We start from the raw sequence: 19,650 nt of genomic DNA, 5'->3' as shown, positions 1-19,650 counted from the left end.
CCAAATGAAGAAGCTATACAGCCAAATGTCGGCAGAAGAACTGGAGACAGAGATGGCTGAGATTGAAGCGGCAATGAAACAAGTTGAGTTCCCGAGTCAAATGGAGCTGCTTCAGCGCAAGCTGTATACGGCCAAAGCATATACTTTGGATGCGGCTGATTTTCCTATTGGAACCTACAAAGTTGAGGGCTTCGACGAGCCTTTCGAAATGAAGTACATCAATGGGATCATGGGATGGGGAATAATGGGAAAAGACCCGGAGGCCAGCTTTCCGCTTTCGATGCTGACCAGGGTCTAAATCCGACACATATCTTTGGGGCAGTTCTCACATTGGCAAATGTTTTTCAAATAATCGATATTTTCGATGACGAGATTGTTATTATCCATGGATATAACATTCAGCTTTTTAAATTCGCTTAGCATCCGGTTGACACTTTCGCGGGTTGCGCCGATCATGTCGGCCAGCTCGCTGTTTGTCAGCTTTTTTGTAATGTGGATCCGGTTACCCTCTTGAGCCCCGTAGGAGTTGCTTAGACGGATCAGGGTAGAGCACAGCGCACCCGGTTTACCGAACATCATCAAATCGCGAAACTTCGTTTGCGTCATCCGATGCATCATTCCCATCCACTTCATGAACTCAATAGCCAGATCCCCGTGCTGCCATAGAACGGTTTCGAGATCTTTTTGCTGAATGACCCCGATTACGCTATCCTCGATGACTTCCGCGTTAAAATTGTGAAGGGAATTGTGGAACGGGTCCAGCTGACCGAATAAATCGCCTTCTCCGTAGATGTAAAGAATGAAGCTTTTTCCTTCATCACTCGATTTCGTTATTTTGACTCTTCCTTGCTTTATAAAGTACAGCTTATCCGCAGCGTCGCCTTCCCAGAACAAATAAGATCCCGCCGTAACCTTATGATCGTACATAATTTCCTTTAGCTTCAATAAATTCTCTTCCGAGAAGCAATCTGTATTATGAACACCTTCCACGTTTTGTCCGCAGTGCAGCATAGTTATTCCTCCTTAATTCTTGCCCGTTGTTTCTAACTAATACGATACTGGATCTGTAAAAGGTCCGATGTGATAAAAATCACGCTTTCCAGTAAAATAAGCCCGATTCTGTGACATTTCTAACATGAATCCGGACAACAAACCAGTATAGTTAAGTTATTCAAGGGTAGATTGGATGGAAAGGATGTGAGCGGCACATGCTGAGCGGAGTTATATTGGCAGGAGGAGAGCGCGGAATTACCGATTCCTTGCAGCGCATTGGAAGTGAAACCCTGATCGAGAGCCGAATTCGTGAAATGCAGACGGTGTGCCATGAGATTATAGTTGTAACTAATGAGCCTAGAGCTTTGCTGCCGGTTGTTCCTCGTTCGACTCGAATATTGACCGATTATTTACCGGGATACGGCGTAATAAGCGGATTGCATGCAGCATTTACTTTGAGCAGATACAACCATTTATGGGTTCACTCAAGCTCAGGAGTCCCTCCGGCAGTATCCATCGCGAGGCTGGCATGGAAGCTGTATGAGATCAAGCTCACAAGCCTCAAAGAGGCCGTCATATTAAAAAGGGACAGCGCGCCGATCCCGCTATTCGGGGTGTATAGTCGAGCCTGTCTGAAGGTCATAACCGATTTAATAGAAGAGGGGGACAGCCGAATCACCGAGCTTCTCTCTCGAATAGCATGGGAAGGGGTGGACGGTGAAGCGATTGCAGACGAACTCCGGCTGCCGGCCTCCTCACCGATTCCATTATGGCAGCATAACCAGGCATTCTAAAATTCATTCAAGCAAGCGGCATTAGCGGCACTACATTCGGCAAATATCCGGAGGGCAGTTCGGGCACTGTACAATCGATCGCAGGTAATCCAGATCGGTGATAACCAGGTAACCATTCTCGTAGGTGATGGCGCCGTTTGCTTGGTAAGCGCTCAGCATTCTGCTGACTCCCTCCCGTGTAGTGCCGCTCAAGTGAGCCAGCTCGGTTTTGGTCAGCTTTATATCGATAAGAATACCATTCCCGGATGGTTTGCCGTACGTATTGCTCATCCGAATCAAAGTCGAAGCGATGGCACCGTTCTTGCCGAACATCATCAAATCACGAAATTTGGATTGCGTTGTCCGGTGGAGCAGCCCCATCCATTTCATAAACTCGATGGCAAAATCGCCGCGGCTTGCAATCAGTTGCTCTAGTGCAGCGGTGGAGAACATTCCAATTACGCTGTCCTTCATCATTTCCGCACTGCAGCTGAATGGGGTATCTCCACTCCCCAGCTCCGCATAAAAATCACCGGGCTGCAGCAAATGCAGGATCAACTCCTGACCGTCCTCGGTTATTCTATAAATCTTGACAAGACCTTGCTCGATAAAAAAACACGTATGGGCCGGTTCCGACTCCCAAAACAAATGAGAGCCTGCCGCTTTGGCTTCAAAGGCCATTTGCTGCCGCATCAATGCAAAATTATCTGCAGACAAATAGGATGCAAGCTGAGTGCCTTGTGAAGGCTCCTTGGTCATGGGGATCCCGCCCTTCTAATCGAAGTGATACTTTCATTGTAATCGATAATTCTGGAAATATCATATAAAAACTTCATACTCCAATCGTACCTTTTTATGCTATGATAGTCCATAAGAACTATTGAAAGCGTTGTCATAAATGAATGAACAGAGGCAGGTGCTGCGATGGGAAAATGGGGAGCGATTATGGTCATGGTGATCGGAGCAGGGCTTCTTTGGTCCAGTCTAAGTAAGGCAGTCGATAGGGAACCGTCCGTCTATGTAAGCCCGGAAGGAATACGATTTGTCAGCTACAGCACGGAATGGAAGGAAGACAGGCTGAGCAGGCTTTATAATCTGTTGACGAGCTGCGAGCATGGCGAAGAGTTGAATAAGCTGAAGCAGGTGCTGCTGTATCCGGAGAGGAGCATTGGCAAAAGCGGCTTTCGCGTCGGTCACTACGATGCGGAAACTGCGACCATTCGTCTGTATGAAGTGGACGCGACACCGGTTGAGCGTACGTTTATTCATGAGTATGGACATCATTTTACATATTACTGGCTGCATCGAACGGAAGGCATTTACCCGGATGACATTAAACCGGCTTCAGCCTGGGCCGAGCTAAGGCAGCTGGACGGGTTCCCGGTCCGATGGGCGGGGAGTCCGCTCCCTTTTATCCATAAATGGGATCCAGGAGAAATTATGGCGGAGGATTATGTTCTCCTGTTCGGTGTAGGCTCTCGCCCCATGCCGGAAGAGCCGCAGCAGACGGTATATTTCCTGAGGCACGAGAATGATTACATCCCTGCAGTACAAACGCTTCCCGAGATACGAAGATATTGGGAGAAAGCCGCGGGCTTGACACCGAAGCAGCCTCTTCGGCAGCCGGTTATTCGTCAGTGGTCTGTCGATGGTGACAAAGAATCCGCAGATGCGCTGCATTTATCGTTCACTTCGTCAGCAACGGACAGTAATCAATCGATACAATATGGGATTCGTATTATCGGGTTCAGTGATCAAGGAGGCTTGCCAACAACCTCGACAACAGGAATGACAGCGGTGGGGCAAGAGGAGATTGAAGCGAGCCTGGATATTCGTTCCATACAGAGAGAGCTGAATTCGTTCTATGCTCAGATTCAAATTTGGGCATTGGACCAGGAAAGCAAACAATTAACCTACACGCCGTATTATATGAACTGGTTCTCCTACGATGCCGATACCGATGCACTAAAACCGATCCCGCTGCCTTTAGAAAAGCAGGGAGTTCCGCGCAAGCTGAAGCATGAAGGAATGGATCGGTGGCCCATCGTTGTTATGTTTATGAACGGGATGCCGGTTACCGCGGTGCGTAAGTATGATGACAACGGTACGGTATACGTACCGCTCCGGCTGTTCACGGAAGGTACGCCAGGCAGCGAAACTATGGACGATGCGAATTTGGTCCGATTTCAGTTTTCCAACCATCTGGTTCAGGTTCAGCTCAATCAAGAGCAGGCATTTGTAGACGGTCAAAGCGTGAGGCTGAGACACGCGATCAAAAAGATCGGCAAGGAGCCGGTTGTGCCGGTCAGTGAGCTGCCTACGCTTCTTGGAGCCGCCGTTCAGCTCGATGAAGAGGGAGGAGGAATGTTCGTCAATACAGGAGCGCCTTGACATGTATAGAATGCCGGCATAGTAAGGATGCTATACGTTGAGGTGAGGTGATACGAATGAACCGTGCTTTTCTTACTGCGGTTACAACCATTGGCATAGCGCAATTGGCCAAAGTGCCTCTTGCCTGGCAACAGACCGGGCGTTGGGATTGGTCGAACGTGATCAGAACCGGCGGCATGCCGAGCTCCCACTCTGCAGGGGTTACATCGCTCGCTACTTATGTGGGGCTTAAGCGGGGGATCACGTCCTTGCATTTTGCGACAGCGAGCATGCTAAGTCTGATCGTCATGTTCGACGCTATGGGCATTCGCAGACAAGCGGGAATTATTGCTACGGAAGTGAACGATTTGGACGAAACGGTGGCGAAGCTCGCGGAGAGCCATCCTCCGATTGTCCATGAGAAGCGGGAGAAGGAGCTGGAGGAACGACTCGGTCATCTGCCGGAAGAGGTTTTGGGCGGCGCCCTGCTCGGCATCTTTGCCGGAGCCTTTAGCTATGCATTGGAGAAGCCAACACCGGGCCGCGGACTTTTATCATGGTTTCGTTAATGCCAACAACCCTGTGCAGGCAGCTGGTCAAGACCCCAAATAGCGGACATTGAAAAAAGCCCTAGGCTGCATGCTGACGTCGGTACTCTATCGGCGTCAGCTTGTTTAGCTTTCTTTGCGCTCTTTCTTCGTTATAAAAATGAATGAATTCTTCTATTCGCCTTTGTGCTTCCTCGATGTTTCGGATATCATAAGGATAGAGGGCTTCCACTTTCAAATGTGAAAAGAAGCTCTCCATTGAGGCATTATCATAACAATTGCCTCGCCTGGACATGCTGATTTGGGCGCCAACCTTTGGCAGCATGTCGTGGTATGCATGAGACGTGTACTGGCTTCCCTGATCGCTGTGAACGATCAGTCCAGTCACGTCTTTATGCGTTTCAAATGCCTTCGTAAACGTCTCTAATACAAGAGGATTGTCATTACGGTTGCTCATATGGTAGGCTACAATTTCCCCATTCCAAAGGTCCTTGATTGCGGATAAGTAAATGCGATCATCAAATACTCGATATTGCGTCACATCCGTTACCCATTTTTGATTCGGTTCTGTCGCATTAAAATCTCTCTGCAGTAGATTCTCCGCGATCCTTCCATCAGATTTAGCTGCTTCACGCGTCGAACGATGAACATATTTGCGACGAATGATTGCCTGAATCTCTAAATCTCGCATAAGCCGTAGTACCTTCTTATGGTTCACACACAGGCTGTACTGTCGGTACAATTCGTCCTGTATCCGCCGATATCCAACCGTCTTCTTACGTTGATCATAAATAGCAAGAATCTTCTCCTTTAAATCAGCGTCAGGAGCTGCGTATTTGCGTTTCAAGTAGGCGTAGTAGCTGCTCCTAGCGACATTAAGCATGCTGCACAGCTCCACGACTGGATAATGCCCAGCGGTAGCTTCAATGATTCTATACTTTCCGTTCACACCCCCTGTTTCCAAATTTGCAAACACTTTTTTAGAACGTCATTCTCCCGTTTGAGCTTCGCTACATACCGATCTTGATCTAAGTACTCCTCACGACGTCCTCGTTGATCCAGGAGTCCAAACTCACCTAATTGCTTATACCTCCGCATCCACTTCTTGACCCGATCTTTGTCATGAATCTCTAAATGCTCCGTAATCTGCCGATACGACCACTTCTCCTCCATATGAAGGCGAATAGCTTCTTTCTTCAATTCCTCTGAATACGTTTTAAACTTCTGACCTCTTACTGCCATAAAAAATACACCCCCTAGAATTCATCGGATTAACCTAGGGGTTTTTCCAATGTCTATTCTAAGGGGTGCACTTTAAGCCGCACAGGGTTGTTTATTTTTACATGAGTTAGATTGACATTCGTTTGCGTTCAGCAACCATTTGTGAAGAAGCGCCTTCCACTTGTGCGGCAGGTACGGTTATCGTGAATTTGGTGCCGATCCCCATTTCGCTCTCCACCTCCATCGTTCCCTCGTGATCCTGAACAATTTTATGGCAGATAGACAAGCCTAAGCCGGTTCCTGAATCTTTCGTTGTGTAGAATGGCAAGAAGATCTTGTCCAGCTCGGCTTCCGGAATGCCCTTGCCCGTGTCCGAGATTTCAATGACCGCTTGATCCTCGTTCAGGTAAAGACGAATATGTACGGTTCCCTGCTCTGTCATTGCTTCGAATGCGTTCTTGATTAGATTCAGCAGAAGCTGGAGCATTTTATCCTGATCCATCAGCATGTGGATGGGTTCTGCCGCCTCGTCAAATACAATGGTATGTCCCAACCGCTGAGCTTCGGAATCGAGCAGCGAGATGACCCTGTGGATGCAGTCTTTGATGGACTGAATCCGGAATTGGGTAGCATGCGGCTTGGAAAATTGCAGAAACTCCGCGGTCAGCATGCTCATCCTTGTAATTTCATCCATGATTAGATCATACCAAGGACGGATATTATAGTTGTCGGCTTTGGAAATTTGCAGAAAGCCCTTAATCGTAGTCAGCGGATTCCTGATTTCGTGAGCCATGCCGGAGGCGAGCTCGCCGACGACGCGAAGCTTCTCCGATCGGAGCATATGCTCCTCCCGCTTAAGCCAAGATTCCCGTTTCATCGTGTACAGATTGCGCTCGGCGATGAAAAACAAATCGTCCTTGGACAATCCGTCGTTCGGGTAAAAAGCCATTCCGTAGTTAATCTCAATGCCTGTAAGCTTGGGGAACTCCGACGCCAGAAGCTGGGATATCGTATTCATTGCATGCTGGGAGTCGGTGTTCTCCAGTACGATTGCAAACTCATCGCCTCCGTAGCGGCAAATGATTAAAGCTTCGGGAAACATAATGCGCAGCAGCTGCGCCGCCTGCTTCAGGATCCGGTTAACCCCGTGAAAGCCGTTGATCGTGTTCAACGATTTCAAATCTTTGCAGTCGATCAGCACAAGAACTATCGATTGGCCGGATTGTACGAGCTGTTCCAGCTGACGGTGGCATTCCTCGTAATTGTACAGACCCGTCAAGGAGTCGTGAGTGCTCAGATGCTTCTTTTCATTATCAAGCTGCTGATTCTGATGCTCCATAGCGTGGATGTAGCGATTGAACAGCATAGCCAGCGTCAGGCAGCTAAGAGAGCTGAAGATCAGCGTAAAGACGGAGTACGGGGTAAACACGATATATGTAAATGTTACAAAAACAAAGGCGATGGTATACGAAGTGCTGATGACCAATGCGGTTTGAGGCTTTTGAATTTTGTAAAGCGGCTTGCACATTTGGGCTAAATACAATGGCAGGCAAAGATCCGATTGGCTGGCCAAATGAAAAGCAACAAGCAAACAAAATTGAAGCAGCGGTACTCCGTTCATTTTCTTTTTTTCGATAAGGTAGGTACTGATGTAAGCTAACCCCAATATGATGAGCAGTAATGGACTGGAAGTTACCTCGAAGAAAAGGGAAGATAGGCTGATAATAATTACATAGACGGACAAGATCCAATTATAGCTCATGCTTTCATACTCCTTATCACAATGTGGGAATGAAAGGTTATTAATGGAATTCTATATTAACCTAACAATTCCTTCTGCAATAGATGGAAAAGTGGAGATCTTGCATAAAATCTTTTTTATTAACTCAAAATAGGTTCGTAAGCCTTTACCCGAATCGGGGGGCTGCAATTAAACATCCGGGAGGGAATTGTCCATGCAGCGTAAGAGCTTTGTAGCTGTGCAAAAAAACGGGGACGGCGACATTACAGCCTTCAAGACGTCAAGTGGCCGCGTCCTGCAGTATGAGCAGGCTCTTCAGGAGGTACAGGGCGGAAATATTCAAGGAGTCAATGCATTCAAAGGAAGAGACGGGGATTTGTACATTCGCGGAGATGCCGATGGCGATCCAAGCAACAATTTGGATCAGCTGCCTTCGTTCTGACATGATGAAACCTGACCTTAATGGTCAGGTTTTTTGTTGTTTCTATATAAAATCATACCGTTTATGCTGCTCCATAAAAGTCATCAAGCCGCTCTTTCCGATATATTGCTCCATCGTATCTTCATAATGCATCAGATAGACGGATTTTTGCACCGATTCCGGGAGCGTCAGCAGCTCATCCAGACAGGTATGGACGATGCCGGGCGGCTTCAGCTGGCAATCATGCAGGATGTACCTGCAGTTCCTGTTCTGATGCAAATCGATGAGCAGGGAGTAATCGAAGGTAGCATCTGCACTGTAAAACAGATATTCATTTAATAAAATCGAGAAGCTCGGTTTGTCGGGGATATGCCGCGTCCGTATCAGCTCGAGCGTCAAGCCGGGGAAGAGCTCCGTTGGAGAGGCTTCCTCAAGCACAACGACATCAAAATAATCGCTTAGGCTTGTAATGCCTTCAGCCGCATTCTCAAGACCGCCGCGCAGCGAATGGTGCCAAAGATCATATTCAATGGCCGAGGGCACAAACAGCTTGATTTTTTTGTTATAAGCATATTTTAAGCGAAAGGCGAATTCCTCCAGGCCACCGACATGATCCGCATGGATATGGCTGATAACAATACCGTCAATCTGATCCAACGGAAAGTCCAGGGAATACAGGGCGCGTGGAGCTGTCGCTCCGCAATCGATCAGCAGCGTGCAGCCGTTGCAGAATACCAAGGCGTTATTATTGAAATATTTTTTGGAAAAAGCACTTCCCGTGCCGATCATCTGGATTTGCAGGCTCACTCATGGTCCTCCACTCGTTGTCTGTAATACTCGGATCACTTTATATAAAATAAATCTATCATGCGGCGGAACCGGTGCACAAGGATAAATTTCACACACTTTTGCAGTGTTGACTTCCAGCGAAGAGGGCTTACGGTCATTTCCCGGGCAAGCGCAACATGCGTCACAAACCGTCATAATACGCGATAATACTGGAGACAAGTCTGTATTTTGTATGTATATTACACAAATTAGAGATTCTTTTACTAGATATAGACAGATAGACAAAAAAATTTAGGATTATTTAAGAAACGTGCGCAACTCTTTCCAATGTCGGGAGTATAAGCATATAGAACAAAGTACAAGACAACGATGGAGGTTGCAGTGATGTTTAAAGTGCCGCGGATGCTAACGCTGGTACTCTCTCTTTCGCTATTTGGAGCTACGGGCGCAATGGCTAACTCATTATGGGGAGAGTACGAAGGCTTCAGTAAGATTAAAATGACGATCAACGATGTAGAGAAGCAATTCACGGAAAGTGAAGCGCCTGCATTTTTAGTAAAGGGGAATGCCGTATTCCCTGTTCGAGCGTTATCCGAATCGCTTCAATCGCTTGTCCGCTGGGACAACGCAAACAAGACGGTATCGGTTTACAAGCCTAACGTGCATATGTTTGTTGCGGAGAAGGTTAATGACGATTATTCCGTCAAATCGCCTTTCGGAAGAGTGCCAAAGGGCAAGAAGATCGATTTTGCGGTTTTCGCACAGGTGGACAGCCTGAAGACGCCGTTCTATTCTTTCAAAATTTCTATTGAAACGCCAAGCGGCAAACAAGCCGTAGAGCCTCATGAGAAAATCGTGAACGGGCAAAAAGAAAACTTCTGGTATCCTTGGCCGTTCAGCGTTTCGTTCAGTGAAGCGGGAGATTACGTTATCAAGTTCTCGATTAAGCTGGATGAGGGCGGAGATTATACGACCGTATCCGAGAAAGTAATCGTCTCCGAATAAGGCTGACGCGGACAAGAGGAATGCCTGTTTACATTGACCTGTATGCATGAAACGTGATACGATACGAGGGATGACTACTTTATATGAAATGAGGTTTTCCCATGAGCGATCACATCCACGATGAGAATTGCAATCATGATCACGACCACGAAGACGATATTTTTATCGTAACAGATAAAGACGGCGTTGAGCACGAAATGGTTATGGTGTATACATTTGAAGCAGGCGAGCAGCCTTATGCGGTATTGCTCGATCGTAACGATCCTGAAGCGGACGGCGTGATCTTCCGTATCGAGGAAGAGGGCGAAGAAGCTTTCCTCGCGAGCATCGAAGACGAGGAAGAATGGGACCGCGTCGTTCAAATCTACAACCAAATCGTAGAAGAACAAGAGCAAGACTAATGATACTAAAAAACCCTTTCTGCCTTGGCAGAAAGGGTTTTTTACTGTCGAGCTCGATGCCATAGCTCCACTTGGCGGCTGGAAAATGATTTATTTGCGAGGGTTGAAATACATAGTGCGGCCGTTGAAAAGATGAAGCTCCGCTTTCCACAGCTTGGCCAAATACTTGCAAAATTCGTTGCCCTTGGCCTTGTCGCCATGCGTACTGTCGTCAGGAAGCACGACCTGCACATAATGCTGCTCGGTTTCGCCGTTTTGATCCTTGCCTGGACCCATGACAATATATTTGTACAGCGAGTTTTTGCCTTTGAGATAAAACCATTTGCCTTCGGCTTCAGGTTTCGTTTCGATTGTGTAAGGGAAGCCGGCGTCGTCATAATCCCAGCCCAGCTGCTTGCCTGTAAGCTGTAATTGCTCCTTGTAATGAAGCAGCTGCTCTTTCAATTCATCGAGAGATAAGGACGAGAGGGCGGAGCCTTCTACAAACTTGATATATGCGCTTTGAGCCATAACCGATACACCTGCCTGTATTTGGACTGGAAAGGTTTTCATATACAACAAGAACATCATAGCACTTCGGGGATGGATTGACAATACAAGGAACCGCTGTATCATTAGGTTGAGCGGAGCTTCATCATAATGGAAGTGGAGAGGGGTATCCAAGTGAAAAGATTTGCAGGCTACATGCTCGTTACGGATATGGACGGTACTTTACTCGACAGCGGCAAGACGATCAGCCGCGAAAATAGGGAAGCAATCCAGCGGTTCGTGGATGAAGGCGGTATTTTTACATTAGCGACAGGGAGAATTGCCAGCTCGGTGCAGAGGTTTGCGGATACGCTTCCGCTTGGGGCGCCGGCGATTTTATATAACGGGGCGATGATCTACGATTTTGCCGAGGGGCGTGTCGTATGGCAGAGAACGCTTCATGACGCAGTGCAGCCGGTATTGCGGCAGGTCATGGACAAGTTCCCGGAGCTTGGGGTCGAAATCTATTGCGGAGAAGAGCCGTACTTCATTCAGGAAAACCGGATAACGGAAAAACATCGCAGCCTGGAGCATTTCAACCGTCCGCGAACCGAGGATTGGTCGCAATTAACCGATCCCTGGATCAAAGTACTGCTTGCCTGGGAGCCGGAACGGATGAATGAAGTGGAAGCCTTCGTTACGCAGTTCAAGGAACCGCTCACCTGGGTTCGTTCCGACGATAAATACTTGGAAATATTGGCCGAGCATACGACGAAAGGTCATGCTCTGGAGGAGCTAATGCGGATGACGGGGATAGACGTATCGCGGTGCATCGCTATGGGAGATCATCTCAACGATCTGGAGATGCTCCGCAGAGCGGGAGTCGGCGTTGCGGTAGCCAATGCGCACGCTTCGTTGATGGACGTATGCAATCGCACGTGCAAGCATCATAATGAGCATGCGGTAGCCGATGTCATCGAATGGCTGGAGAAGGAAGTATAAGGAATTCTTGCAAAGCGGAACATTAGGATTGAGGAGAATCAGAATTCGGGGCGACACACCGATGTGGACAATTGTATATAGTAAAAAGGAGCTTTGACCGCGCGTTGTTCGTGCGGCAAGGCTCCTTTTTTTGCGTTAAAATATAGCCGGCGTTTCTACGATCACCTTGACATTCTCGATACTGCGATCTTCCGGTCCCTTCACAGGGAGGCCGACTTCCACATGCTCGGTAATGTAGTCGATCAAATCCTGCGAAATGACTTCTCCCGGCAGCAAAATCGGGATTCCCGGAGGATACACGTAAATAAATTCGGCAATAATTCTATCAGCGGATTCCTTGAATGGAATAATTTCCGTATCCCCGTAGAAGGCATCGCGCGGCGTGAGAGTGAGCTGCGGAATTTTCGGTATTTTAATGACCAGCTCGTTGACTTCGCGTACATTGTAGTTTTCGCTGGCCAGCTCGCGCATCGCTTTGAGCAAAATATCGATATTTTCCTTCGTGTCGCCCGGAGTTACAAGGCATAAAATGTTATACAGATCGCTGAGCTCGACCTCGATATTGTAATGGTCGCGAAGCCAGTTCTCCACATCATAGCCGGTCAGGCCCAAATGGCGAACGTGAATGTTCACTTTGGTCGGATCGTAATCGTAGGTTGCTTCCGTGCCCAAAATATCTTTGCCGAAGCAGCTCAAGCCCGGAATCTCATTGATCTCTCTGCGGGCATATTCCGCGAGCTCGATGGCGTGCTCCGCCATTTGCGCTCCGTTGATAGCCAAATTACGTCTCGCTGTATCCAAAGACGCCAGCAAAATATAAGAAGTGGACGTCGTTGTAAGCATACTGATGATCGTTTTGACGCGGCTGGCATTGATGCGGCCCTCTCTTACGTTCAGCACGGAGCTTTGAGTCATCGAGCCGCCAAGCTTGTGAACGCTGGTTGCCGCCATATCGGCACCCGCTTCCATCGCGGATATCGGCAGCTTATCGCTGAAATGAATGAGCACGCCGTGAGCCTCGTCGACTAGAACCGGGATATTGTAGCTATGCACAATATCGACGATTTCTTTAAGGTTCGCGCAGACGCCGTAGTAGGTCGGGTTAATGACCAGTACCGCCTTGGCGTCGGGATGGCGTTCCAGCGCGCGCTTCACGGAGCGAGTCGTAATGCCGTGATCGATCCCGAGATTTTCGTCGCGGACCGGAGAGATGAACACCGGCTTCGCGCCTGCGAAAATAATCGCGGCCATAATGGACTTGTGCACGTTGCGAGGAACGATGATTTTATCGCCCTGGGAGCATACGGTCAAAATCATCGTCATGATCGCGCCGCTCGTTCCTTGCACGGAGAAGAACGTATGATCCGCTCCGAAGGCGTCCGCCGCAAGCTGCTGCGCTTCCTCAATGACTCCCGTCGGCTGATGGAGGTCATCGAGCGGTGCTATATTGATAAGGTCGATGGACAGGGCGTTGTCTCCGATGAAATGCCGGAACTCCGGGTCCATCCCGACTCCTTTTTTATGGCCTGGAATATGGAATTGAACGGGGTTGCGCTCTGCGTGCTGCTTCAATGCAGAGAAAAGAGGAGTGCGTTGATGATCCACTGTCATGCCTACCTTTCCTAAGTAAAATTAAAGGGATTGGCAGTCTCCAAGAGACCCCAATCTACGTTATATTAACCATAATGGAATCAGGATGCAAGCTGATTTTTTTTCTGTTAACGAATTGTGCGGTTTTGTCCATTTTGTTAATCTTCATGTGATTTATTTCCTTGTGGAAAAAAGATATGATACGATAAGCAATATACATTACATTGGGAGGCTTTGGATTCACTATGAAAAAACAGCTGGCCGTTATTATGGTACTGCTGATGACGATATTTATCGGCTTCGGCATCATCATTCCAGTGCTTCCCGACGCGATTTCAGGCTCCGGCGCTAGCAGCTTTCACTTGGGAATGCTGCTGTCCATTTATTCCTTGGCTTCGTTTCTGATGTCGCCCGTTTGGGGAAGCATATCGGACCGGATCGGACGCAGACCGCTGATCATGATCGGAGCGCTTGGCTTCAGCGCGAGCTTCTTCCTGTTCGGCATCGCCGGCGATAATCTGCTGCTGATGTACGCATCGCGGATTTTGGGCGGCTTGTTCTCGGGAGCGGCTACCGCATGCGCTGTAGCTTACGTGGCTGACATAACGACGGAAGAGAACCGCACGAAAGGAATGGGGCTAGTCGGCATGTCTATTGGTCTAGGATTCATCTTCGGACCGGCGGTCGGTGGAATATTGAGCCAGTGGGGCTATCAAATTCCGTTCTTCGCATCGTCTATTCTAGCATTGGCTACGTTCTTCTTCGCCATGTTCATGCTGCCGGAATCGCTCTCTGAGGAGAAGCGCCGCAAGCCGCAGGCGGAGAAACAATCGCGTTGGACGGCTTTCGTCGGTTCCTTAAAGTACTTGTACGTGCTATCGTTCTTCGTCTCGTTCACACTGGCTGGCCTGGAAGCCACACTGCTGCTGTTCGAGAAAGACAAGATCGGCGCAAGCTCGTTGGATCTCGGCATTATGTTCGCTGTAAGCGGTGTAGTCGGAGCATTAATTCAAGGCGGCGTTGTCCGCAGATTTATCAAGCGCGGCGATGAATCCCGCGTGATCGGTATCGGACTGGTCCTGTCGGCGCTTGGATTCGTCCTCATCCTGTTCTCCACGAGCCTGTTGACGGCTTCCATTTATTTGTCCGTGTTCGGGGCGGGCAATGCGCTGATCCGTCCATGCGTCACCTCGCTGATCTCGCAGAAAACGAAGGTGGGACAAGGCGTTGCCTCCGGACTGAGCTCCTCGATGGACAGTCTGGGGAGGATTACAGGCCCGCTGCTGGGAGCGGGAATCTATCAATACAGTATGCAGCTTCCTTTCTATACGGGAGCGATCTTGTCGCTGGCCGCGCTGTATCTGCTGTACAAATATATGATTGCCGACCGTGAGAGCGCCAATTTGGCGCAACGGGTTTAGGCATCCCGCAGCCGGGACAGCATGCTGTTGCATGAAAAAGCCGCAAAGCTCTGCAGAAGAGCTTTGCGGCTTTTTGGCATCTGTATCCGATACGAGTATACGAGTGTCGGACAGATGAACCTCTACGCCTGAGGCTGGCTGACGAGCCGGTAAATGACGCTGATGGCTTCCGCCCTCGTCATCCTTTGATCAGGTCGGAACGTGCCGTCCTCATATCCGTTGAACAGGCCGGCTTCCTGTACAGCGCGGATCGCATCACCCGCCCAATAGTCGGACGCAATATCGTGGAACGTTGGTTGGGCCGAAGCCTTCAGCATCTCGCTTCTCGACAGAATTGCGGCAATTTCCGCGCGGGTGATCGTGTTGTTGGGCCGGAATGTTTGATCGGGATACCCGTTAACAAGCCCGTACTCGACGGCCGTAATAATATAGATCCGTTCCTCCTTGTTCTTCCCGATATCCGTAAATTCGGATTCGGTATTGTTGGAGAGGAACAGCTCCTTCGCCTTGACCAGGTAGCGGACGAATTCCGCTCGGGTAATAAACTGATCGGGCTTGAACTGCATCGTGCCCGTCTCTTTATTCACGTAACCGTCAATGTATTGCTTATCGAATAACGCCGCTATTTCTTTCTGCGCCCAGTGCTTCTCGATATCGTTAAAGCCGGTTGGAACCCCATTTAAGGACAAAATGTATCGGGTTACGGCTTTATATTCTTCGTCGGTTAATGTACCGGGAGCATTGTCCGGCATATTGCGGCTTATAAACTCATAGGCCTTGTCGTAGGTACCGAGCTTCTTCTTCACATGATCGCTGGCAACGGCCGGATAATTGCCGGAGCCCATTCCGTCGGCTGCGTGGCATGAGAGGCAGTGCTGCCGGTATATCGCTTCTCCTTCCGCCTGATCGGCAGGAATAGCCGCTGAAGGGGCGGCTTCGGCAGAATACGAGGTCGATGCAGAGCCCGTATATAATACGATGCCTGCTATGAGAGCGGTACCGAGCAGAAGTACAGTAGTATATGGGAACCTGGAAGAATATCGCATCGGACAGTCACCCCTGACTGAATTCGTTTCATTCATTATAACCGATAAATATGACGGAAGTGTGAAAAAATTCATATTTTCCGTCGAGCCTTGTAGAAGAAAAGCCGTCCCCAGCCAACGAAGTGGGGGGACGGCTTTTAAGTATCCGAGCTAACAGCTACTTCGCTTCCTTATGTTTGGCTGAAGACGGATCCCGCTTATGCTCGACCATCTTCTCAATCCATGGTGTCAGCTCTTCCTTGATTTTGCCGACGAGCTGATCCTTGCTCATTCCTTGCGCCGCGGCGATGTCGGCCAGCGACTTGCCTTCCTTGAGCTGTGCCTTCAGCTGGTCTTCCGAAATGCCGAGAATGGAAGCCAGTTTGTCCGGAGCAGGCAGCATCCGATGCTTCATCTTGTGATGCCCGTCGAAGCCTCCCTTATGGTTAACCATAAAGGCGAGATGCTTTTCCATGCCGGCCTTGATCTTATCGGCTTTTTCCGCCGGCAGCTTGCCGTCTTTTACAGCTGCGTCGATTTTTTTGATGCGCTCGGCCTTCAGCTTCGCGATCAAATCGGCTTCGCTGACGCCTTTTTCTTTGGCGATCTCGACGAGTGTTTTCTGCTTCCATGCCTCGGTTAAAGCGGCTTTGTCCATCCCGAGGATGGCGGCGGCCTCCTCCAGAATCGGCATGCGATGCTGATCGGAATGCTTGAAATCTTTCCCTTTCTCGGAACGGTCCTGCTTTGCTTCGCGAGGGGCTTGCTGCTGTTTGGCCGCTTGATCTGAATTATCGGCAAAGACATTGTTGTTCGCCGTATAGAGAGCCGAGCCGCTCAGAAGCATGGCCAAAGCAAGTCCGGTAACGATGACCTTATTGGTTCTAGAGCTTCGCATGAAATCTCCTCCTTTCCGTCAAAGGATAGGCCTGTTGTACCTGGTTGATCCAGGGAATGGTACAAGTAACCAATGATAGCATGAGCCAAATTGCTTAAGTTTAGTTTAAAGAAACCTTAGAATTACATAAAATTTTCTAACTTTGCCCGAAACAGAGCGGAAGCCCGTTTGAATACGTTAGCATAGCCCTCCGGCTGTCAAGCGGCGGAAGCGCTGCGTGCCAACAAATAAAGCGGCATCAGCGTTTGGATCGTACTGCGGACAAGCTCAATGAATTGCGGACCGTTCTGCAGTACGGGAGACGACGAGGGCAGGTTTTGCCCGATTAGCAGCTCCACCTTTTTCACATCACGGAAGCGCTGCAGAGCTGCCTTCCATTCTTTATCTCCCAGGTCGGCAACGGCTGCCGCGTCTTTTTTCATATGGTCGAAGGAAACGACATAATCGTCGGGAATCAGGCTGCGCACCTGATCGACCTGCTTCAGGAACGACTCCGCTATGGCTTGCTTATGCGGCAGCTCGTATATTAGCGCCAGCCAGATGAAGAGACGGTCGTCGAACAGACCGACTTGAAAGTGCGGATACTGCTTATAGCCGCGTTTGTTATGGCAAATCGCCATCCACGTATCAACAGGAGCATTGACAGTCCGCCGGGCGTGCTTCGCAATATGCAGGAACATTTCGTCCCCGGCAAGCACAGCCGTATCTTCGACTAATGCATCGCCGAGCTCTTTGAACTTCGGCTGAATACGTCCTTGAATGCCTTCCATGCGGCCCTCGAGTCCCGGAATGTGGAATACGTCAAAATCTGCTTGGGTAAAGCCTTGGAATGTCATGAAGCTAGCCTCCTAAACCTATTAACACCTATGTATATGCTTACTATATCACACGTCGGGGATCGAGGCGAACGAGAGCGAACCGTGTCGATCGCACCTAAAAAAAACACAATCCCGATCAAAGGGATTCCCTTGTTGCAGCCGCCTCATCCGGGTAGGATGTAACTGTCCGAACTTGCATCACGGATACAACGACGACCTTAAGGGGGGCCATTATGGCAAGCAAACTACAAGCGGCGGACGAAATCGGCTATCGCGCAATGACGAACAAGAGCTTGATCGGCTATATGTGGAAATATAAAGCGCTTTATTTCATTACGCTGCCGGCTATCGCCTACTTTATTATTTTCAAGTACATTCCTTTGTTCGGGTCTGTAATCGCATTTCAGAACTATAATATTTTTCAGGGCATTGCCGGAAGCAAGTGGGTCGGGCTGGCTCATTTCAAGCGAATGTTCGAGCATTACGACTTCCTTAACATTCTCAAGAATACGCTGTTGATCGGCATTTACGACCTGGTCCTGGCGTTTCCCGCGCCGATCGTTCTCGCCTTGCTGCTCAATGAGCTCAGGCTGGTCATGTATAAACGCATTTTGCAAACCGTGGTGTATATGCCGCATTTTTTGTCCTGGGTCATCGTCAGTGGAATCGCGATAGGAGTTCTGTCACCTTCGACCGGCATCGTCAATCAATTCATATCCTGGCTCGGAATGGAGCCGATTTATTTTCTCGGGGAAGAATCGTATATCCGCTCCGTTCTCGTAGGCTCGGGCATTTGGCGGGACACGGGCTACGGGACAATAATTTATTTGGCGGCGCTGGCGGGAATTAATCCGGATTTGTACGAAGCGGCGGAAGTGGACGGAGCGAACCGCTGGAGGCAGACCTGGTCGATTACACTGCCGTCGTTGATGCCTACCATCATGATTTTGTTCCTGTTGCATATCGGCAAATTTCTGGATTTCGGCTTCGAGCGGGTCTACGTCTTTCTGAATCCGCTGAATATTAACAACGGCGAAATATTGGACACGTACATTTACAAGCAGGGGCTGCAAAGCCAGCAATACAGCTATACGACGGCTATAGGCTTGTTCAAGTCGGTGGTCGGGCTCGTGCTCATCGTAATAGGGAACGTGATCAGCAAGAAGACGACAGGGGAGAGTCTGTATTAAATGGCTCCCTACATGGATTAGCTTACGGAATGAAGGAGATGACACATATGAAAAAATACGGTATCGGCTACCGGCTGTTCAGCGGGGCGAACCTGCTGTTTTTGACGGTATTGGCACTGATGATGTTTCTGCCTTTTCTTAATGTACTGGCTCAATCGTTCAGCAGCTCGGAGGCGATTGTTAGCGGCAAGGTCGTCTTTATGCCGGTCGAGTTTACGTGGATTAACTATCAGTACGTGTTCAGCGATGCTTCCATCTGGAGATCGTTCGGTATTACGGTATATATTACCGTCGCAGGGACGCTGATCAACCTTATTGCTACCGCTTCCCTCGCATACCCGTTGTCCAGGCAGGAGTATGTCGGGCGCAAATATCTCGTGCTATTCGTGCTCATTACGATGGTTTTTACGGCTCCGCTCATTCCCAACTTTATATTGATGAAAGCTTTGAGTCTTACCAACTCATTGTGGGCCTTGCTATTGCCGGGAGCGATCAGCGCGTTTAACTTTTTCGTGATGCGAGCCTTTTTCATGCAAATTCCGGGGGAAATCATCGATTCGGGCCGTATGGACGGCTGCTCGGAGCTAGGGATGATCTGGAGCATCGTCTTGCCGTTGTCCAAGCCGGTCATGGCTTCGCTAGGTATTTTCTATGCAGTCAATCATTGGAACACCTACATGGCTGCGTTATACTATGTCAACAAGCCGTCCTTGTGGCCGCTGCAGGTGAAGCTTCGCCAGCTGATCGAAGCCGACGATATCAATATCGATCCGTCCGTTTCCCAGTTCAGCTCGCTGGCGCATTCGAATCCGGAAGGGATCAAGATGGCGACGATTATTATCGCTACGCTGCCGATCGTGCTGATATATCCGTTCTTGCAAAAGCATTTTGTCAAAGGAATGATGATCGGTTCGGTCAAGTCGTAAATAGGGGAAACTTTAGGTTCATTGCCGCATGTTCTAAAAAAATGACAATA

The 19,650-nt window shown here is 49.1% G+C and carries 22 protein-coding genes; 11 read left to right on the top strand and 11 right to left on the bottom strand.

Annotated elements, in window-relative coordinates; genetic code table 11:
- Nucleotides 1-4: 4 nt before the first annotated feature.
- Nucleotides 5-298, top strand: a complete 294-nt coding sequence (locus DVH26_RS25295) for a DUF1811 family protein (RefSeq protein ID WP_239626738.1) — start codon at nt 5-7, stop codon at nt 296-298.
- Here DVH26_RS25295 and DVH26_RS25290 read toward each other — a convergent pair.
- On the bottom strand, nt 295-1,011 hold the full coding sequence (locus tag DVH26_RS25290) for a Crp/Fnr family transcriptional regulator (protein WP_239626736.1): 717 nt from the start codon (nt 1,009-1,011) through the stop codon (nt 295-297). The genes DVH26_RS25295 and DVH26_RS25290 overlap by 4 nt on opposite strands.
- A 197-nt stretch (nt 1,012-1,208) precedes the next feature.
- Here DVH26_RS25290 and mobA point away from each other — a divergent pair, with 197 nt between their 5' ends.
- Nucleotides 1,209-1,787 carry a molybdenum cofactor guanylyltransferase gene (gene mobA, locus DVH26_RS25285; protein ID WP_239626734.1) on the top strand — a complete coding sequence of 193 codons (579 nt, stop codon included), beginning with the start codon at nt 1,209-1,211 and terminating at the stop codon, nt 1,785-1,787.
- A gap of 30 nt (nt 1,788-1,817) precedes the next feature.
- Here mobA and DVH26_RS25280 read toward each other — a convergent pair whose 3' ends face one another.
- Nucleotides 1,818-2,525, bottom strand: coding sequence for a Crp/Fnr family transcriptional regulator (locus DVH26_RS25280; protein ID WP_239626732.1), 708 nt, complete (start codon nt 2,523-2,525; stop codon nt 1,818-1,820).
- 165 nt (nt 2,526-2,690) lie between these two features.
- Here DVH26_RS25280 and DVH26_RS25275 point away from each other — a divergent pair, with 165 nt between their 5' ends.
- Both DVH26_RS25275 and DVH26_RS25270 read left to right on the top strand, forming a co-directional pair.
- A complete protein-coding gene (locus DVH26_RS25275) occupies nt 2,691-4,157 on the top strand; it encodes a stalk domain-containing protein (protein ID WP_239626730.1) in 1,467 nt (488 codons plus the stop codon).
- 56 nt (nt 4,158-4,213) lie between these two features.
- Nucleotides 4,214-4,705 carry a divergent PAP2 family protein gene (locus DVH26_RS25270; protein WP_239626728.1) on the top strand — a complete coding sequence of 164 codons (492 nt, stop codon included), beginning with the start codon at nt 4,214-4,216 and terminating at the stop codon, nt 4,703-4,705.
- Between the two features lie 61 nt (nt 4,706-4,766).
- Here DVH26_RS25270 and DVH26_RS25265 read toward each other — a convergent pair whose 3' ends face one another.
- The 3 genes from DVH26_RS25265 to DVH26_RS25255 all read right to left on the bottom strand — a co-directional run bounded on the left by DVH26_RS25265 (nt 4,767) and on the right by DVH26_RS25255 (nt 7,667).
- Nucleotides 4,767-5,582, bottom strand: coding sequence for an IS3 family transposase (locus DVH26_RS25265; protein ID WP_239635354.1), 816 nt, complete (start codon nt 5,580-5,582; stop codon nt 4,767-4,769).
- A 47-nt stretch (nt 5,583-5,629) separates the two neighbouring features.
- On the bottom strand, nt 5,630-5,926 hold the full coding sequence (locus tag DVH26_RS25260; protein ID WP_239624353.1) for a helix-turn-helix domain-containing protein: 297 nt from the start codon (nt 5,924-5,926) through the stop codon (nt 5,630-5,632).
- Nucleotides 5,927-6,032: 106 nt separating this feature from the next.
- A complete protein-coding gene (locus DVH26_RS25255; RefSeq protein WP_239626726.1) occupies nt 6,033-7,667 on the bottom strand; it encodes an ATP-binding protein in 1,635 nt (544 codons plus the stop codon).
- A 193-nt stretch (nt 7,668-7,860) separates the two neighbouring features.
- Here DVH26_RS25255 and DVH26_RS25250 point away from each other — a divergent pair, with 193 nt between their 5' ends.
- Entirely contained in the window at nt 7,861-8,088 is a 228-nt protein-coding gene (locus tag DVH26_RS25250) for a DUF3892 domain-containing protein (protein ID WP_239626724.1), read from the top strand.
- A gap of 42 nt (nt 8,089-8,130) precedes the next feature.
- Here the strand turns inward: DVH26_RS25250 and DVH26_RS25245 are convergent, their stop codons facing one another.
- Complete coding sequence (locus tag DVH26_RS25245) at nt 8,131-8,874, bottom strand: MBL fold metallo-hydrolase (RefSeq protein ID WP_239626722.1); 744 nt, start codon at nt 8,872-8,874, stop codon at nt 8,131-8,133.
- A gap of 366 nt (nt 8,875-9,240) precedes the next feature.
- On the opposite strand from DVH26_RS25245, the gene DVH26_RS25240 reads away from it, so the two are divergent.
- Both DVH26_RS25240 and DVH26_RS25235 read left to right on the top strand, forming a co-directional pair.
- Nucleotides 9,241-9,861 carry a stalk domain-containing protein gene (locus DVH26_RS25240; RefSeq protein WP_239626718.1) on the top strand — a complete coding sequence of 207 codons (621 nt, stop codon included), beginning with the start codon at nt 9,241-9,243 and terminating at the stop codon, nt 9,859-9,861.
- A 101-nt stretch (nt 9,862-9,962) separates the two neighbouring features.
- A complete protein-coding gene (locus tag DVH26_RS25235) occupies nt 9,963-10,262 on the top strand; it encodes a DUF1292 domain-containing protein (RefSeq protein ID WP_239626717.1) in 300 nt (99 codons plus the stop codon).
- Between the two features lie 90 nt (nt 10,263-10,352).
- Here the strand turns inward: DVH26_RS25235 and DVH26_RS25230 are convergent, their stop codons facing one another.
- The gene (locus DVH26_RS25230) at nt 10,353-10,772 is read right to left on the bottom strand and encodes a DUF1885 family protein (RefSeq protein WP_239626716.1); all 420 of its coding nucleotides are present in this window, start codon (nt 10,770-10,772) and stop codon (nt 10,353-10,355) included.
- A gap of 153 nt (nt 10,773-10,925) precedes the next feature.
- Between DVH26_RS25230 and DVH26_RS25225 the strand changes: the two genes are divergently transcribed.
- Nucleotides 10,926-11,732, top strand: a complete 807-nt coding sequence (locus tag DVH26_RS25225; RefSeq protein WP_239626715.1) for a Cof-type HAD-IIB family hydrolase — start codon at nt 10,926-10,928, stop codon at nt 11,730-11,732.
- A 135-nt stretch (nt 11,733-11,867) separates the two neighbouring features.
- Here DVH26_RS25225 and DVH26_RS25220 read toward each other — a convergent pair whose 3' ends face one another.
- The gene (locus tag DVH26_RS25220) at nt 11,868-13,343 is read right to left on the bottom strand and encodes an aminotransferase class I/II-fold pyridoxal phosphate-dependent enzyme (RefSeq protein ID WP_239626714.1); all 1,476 of its coding nucleotides are present in this window, start codon (nt 13,341-13,343) and stop codon (nt 11,868-11,870) included.
- Nucleotides 13,344-13,567: 224 nt separating this feature from the next.
- Here DVH26_RS25220 and DVH26_RS25215 point away from each other — a divergent pair, with 224 nt between their 5' ends.
- Nucleotides 13,568-14,743, top strand: a complete 1,176-nt coding sequence (locus DVH26_RS25215; protein WP_239626713.1) for an MFS transporter — start codon at nt 13,568-13,570, stop codon at nt 14,741-14,743.
- Between the two features lie 122 nt (nt 14,744-14,865).
- Here DVH26_RS25215 and DVH26_RS25210 read toward each other — a convergent pair whose 3' ends face one another.
- The 3 genes from DVH26_RS25210 to DVH26_RS25200 all read right to left on the bottom strand — a co-directional run bounded on the left by DVH26_RS25210 (nt 14,866) and on the right by DVH26_RS25200 (nt 17,502).
- Nucleotides 14,866-15,789 carry an S-layer homology domain-containing protein gene (locus DVH26_RS25210; RefSeq protein WP_239626712.1) on the bottom strand — a complete coding sequence of 308 codons (924 nt, stop codon included), beginning with the start codon at nt 15,787-15,789 and terminating at the stop codon, nt 14,866-14,868.
- 157 nt (nt 15,790-15,946) lie between these two features.
- Nucleotides 15,947-16,666 carry a hypothetical protein gene (locus DVH26_RS25205; protein WP_239626711.1) on the bottom strand — a complete coding sequence of 240 codons (720 nt, stop codon included), beginning with the start codon at nt 16,664-16,666 and terminating at the stop codon, nt 15,947-15,949.
- A 197-nt stretch (nt 16,667-16,863) separates the two neighbouring features.
- Nucleotides 16,864-17,502 carry a DUF1054 domain-containing protein gene (locus DVH26_RS25200; protein WP_239626710.1) on the bottom strand — a complete coding sequence of 213 codons (639 nt, stop codon included), beginning with the start codon at nt 17,500-17,502 and terminating at the stop codon, nt 16,864-16,866.
- A 215-nt stretch (nt 17,503-17,717) separates the two neighbouring features.
- Between DVH26_RS25200 and DVH26_RS25195 the strand changes: the two genes are divergently transcribed.
- Complete coding sequence (locus tag DVH26_RS25195; protein ID WP_239626707.1) at nt 17,718-18,674, top strand: ABC transporter permease; 957 nt, start codon at nt 17,718-17,720, stop codon at nt 18,672-18,674.
- Between the two features lie 47 nt (nt 18,675-18,721).
- Complete coding sequence (locus DVH26_RS25190; RefSeq protein WP_239626706.1) at nt 18,722-19,600, top strand: carbohydrate ABC transporter permease; 879 nt, start codon at nt 18,722-18,724, stop codon at nt 19,598-19,600.
- Nucleotides 19,601-19,650 lie beyond the last annotated feature (50 nt).

The organism is Paenibacillus sp. H1-7 (assembly GCF_022354825.1).
In the GTDB taxonomy this organism is placed as follows: Bacteria; Bacillota; Bacilli; order Paenibacillales; family NBRC-103111; genus Paenibacillus_S.
Note: the sequence above shows the minus strand (reverse complement) of the source record. Positions and strands in the feature narration are given on the sequence as shown.

What these genes read in the sequence shown, in the direction of transcription:
- DVH26_RS25230 (WP_239626716.1), bottom strand. Translation starts at nt 10,772, where the DNA reads ATGGCTCAAAGCGCATATATCAAGTTTGTAGAAGGCTCCGCCCTCTCG.
- DVH26_RS25270 (WP_239626728.1), top strand. Translation starts at nt 4,214, where the DNA reads ATGAACCGTGCTTTTCTTACTGCGGTTACAACCATTGGCATAGCGCAA.
- DVH26_RS25280 (WP_239626732.1), bottom strand. Translation starts at nt 2,525, where the DNA reads ATGACCAAGGAGCCTTCACAAGGCACTCAGCTTGCATCCTATTTGTCT.
- DVH26_RS25295 (WP_239626738.1), top strand. Translation starts at nt 5, where the DNA reads ATGAAGAAGCTATACAGCCAAATGTCGGCAGAAGAACTGGAGACAGAG.
- DVH26_RS25190 (WP_239626706.1), top strand. Translation starts at nt 18,722, where the DNA reads ATGAAAAAATACGGTATCGGCTACCGGCTGTTCAGCGGGGCGAACCTG.
- DVH26_RS25210 (WP_239626712.1), bottom strand. Translation starts at nt 15,789, where the DNA reads ATGCGATATTCTTCCAGGTTCCCATATACTACTGTACTTCTGCTCGGT.
- DVH26_RS25195 (WP_239626707.1), top strand. Translation starts at nt 17,718, where the DNA reads ATGGCAAGCAAACTACAAGCGGCGGACGAAATCGGCTATCGCGCAATG.
- DVH26_RS25255 (WP_239626726.1), bottom strand. Translation starts at nt 7,667, where the DNA reads ATGAGCTATAATTGGATCTTGTCCGTCTATGTAATTATTATCAGCCTA.
- DVH26_RS25200 (WP_239626710.1), bottom strand. Translation starts at nt 17,502, where the DNA reads ATGACATTCCAAGGCTTTACCCAAGCAGATTTTGACGTATTCCACATT.
- DVH26_RS25250 (WP_239626724.1), top strand. Translation starts at nt 7,861, where the DNA reads ATGCAGCGTAAGAGCTTTGTAGCTGTGCAAAAAAACGGGGACGGCGAC.
- DVH26_RS25220 (WP_239626714.1), bottom strand. Translation starts at nt 13,343, where the DNA reads ATGACAGTGGATCATCAACGCACTCCTCTTTTCTCTGCATTGAAGCAG.
- DVH26_RS25240 (WP_239626718.1), top strand. Translation starts at nt 9,241, where the DNA reads ATGTTTAAAGTGCCGCGGATGCTAACGCTGGTACTCTCTCTTTCGCTA.
- DVH26_RS25215 (WP_239626713.1), top strand. Translation starts at nt 13,568, where the DNA reads ATGAAAAAACAGCTGGCCGTTATTATGGTACTGCTGATGACGATATTT.
- DVH26_RS25205 (WP_239626711.1), bottom strand. Translation starts at nt 16,666, where the DNA reads ATGCGAAGCTCTAGAACCAATAAGGTCATCGTTACCGGACTTGCTTTG.
- DVH26_RS25290 (WP_239626736.1), bottom strand. Translation starts at nt 1,011, where the DNA reads ATGCTGCACTGCGGACAAAACGTGGAAGGTGTTCATAATACAGATTGC.
- DVH26_RS25260 (WP_239624353.1), bottom strand. Translation starts at nt 5,926, where the DNA reads ATGGCAGTAAGAGGTCAGAAGTTTAAAACGTATTCAGAGGAATTGAAG.
- DVH26_RS25275 (WP_239626730.1), top strand. Translation starts at nt 2,691, where the DNA reads ATGGGAAAATGGGGAGCGATTATGGTCATGGTGATCGGAGCAGGGCTT.
- DVH26_RS25235 (WP_239626717.1), top strand. Translation starts at nt 9,963, where the DNA reads ATGAGCGATCACATCCACGATGAGAATTGCAATCATGATCACGACCAC.
- mobA (WP_239626734.1), top strand. Translation starts at nt 1,209, where the DNA reads ATGCTGAGCGGAGTTATATTGGCAGGAGGAGAGCGCGGAATTACCGAT.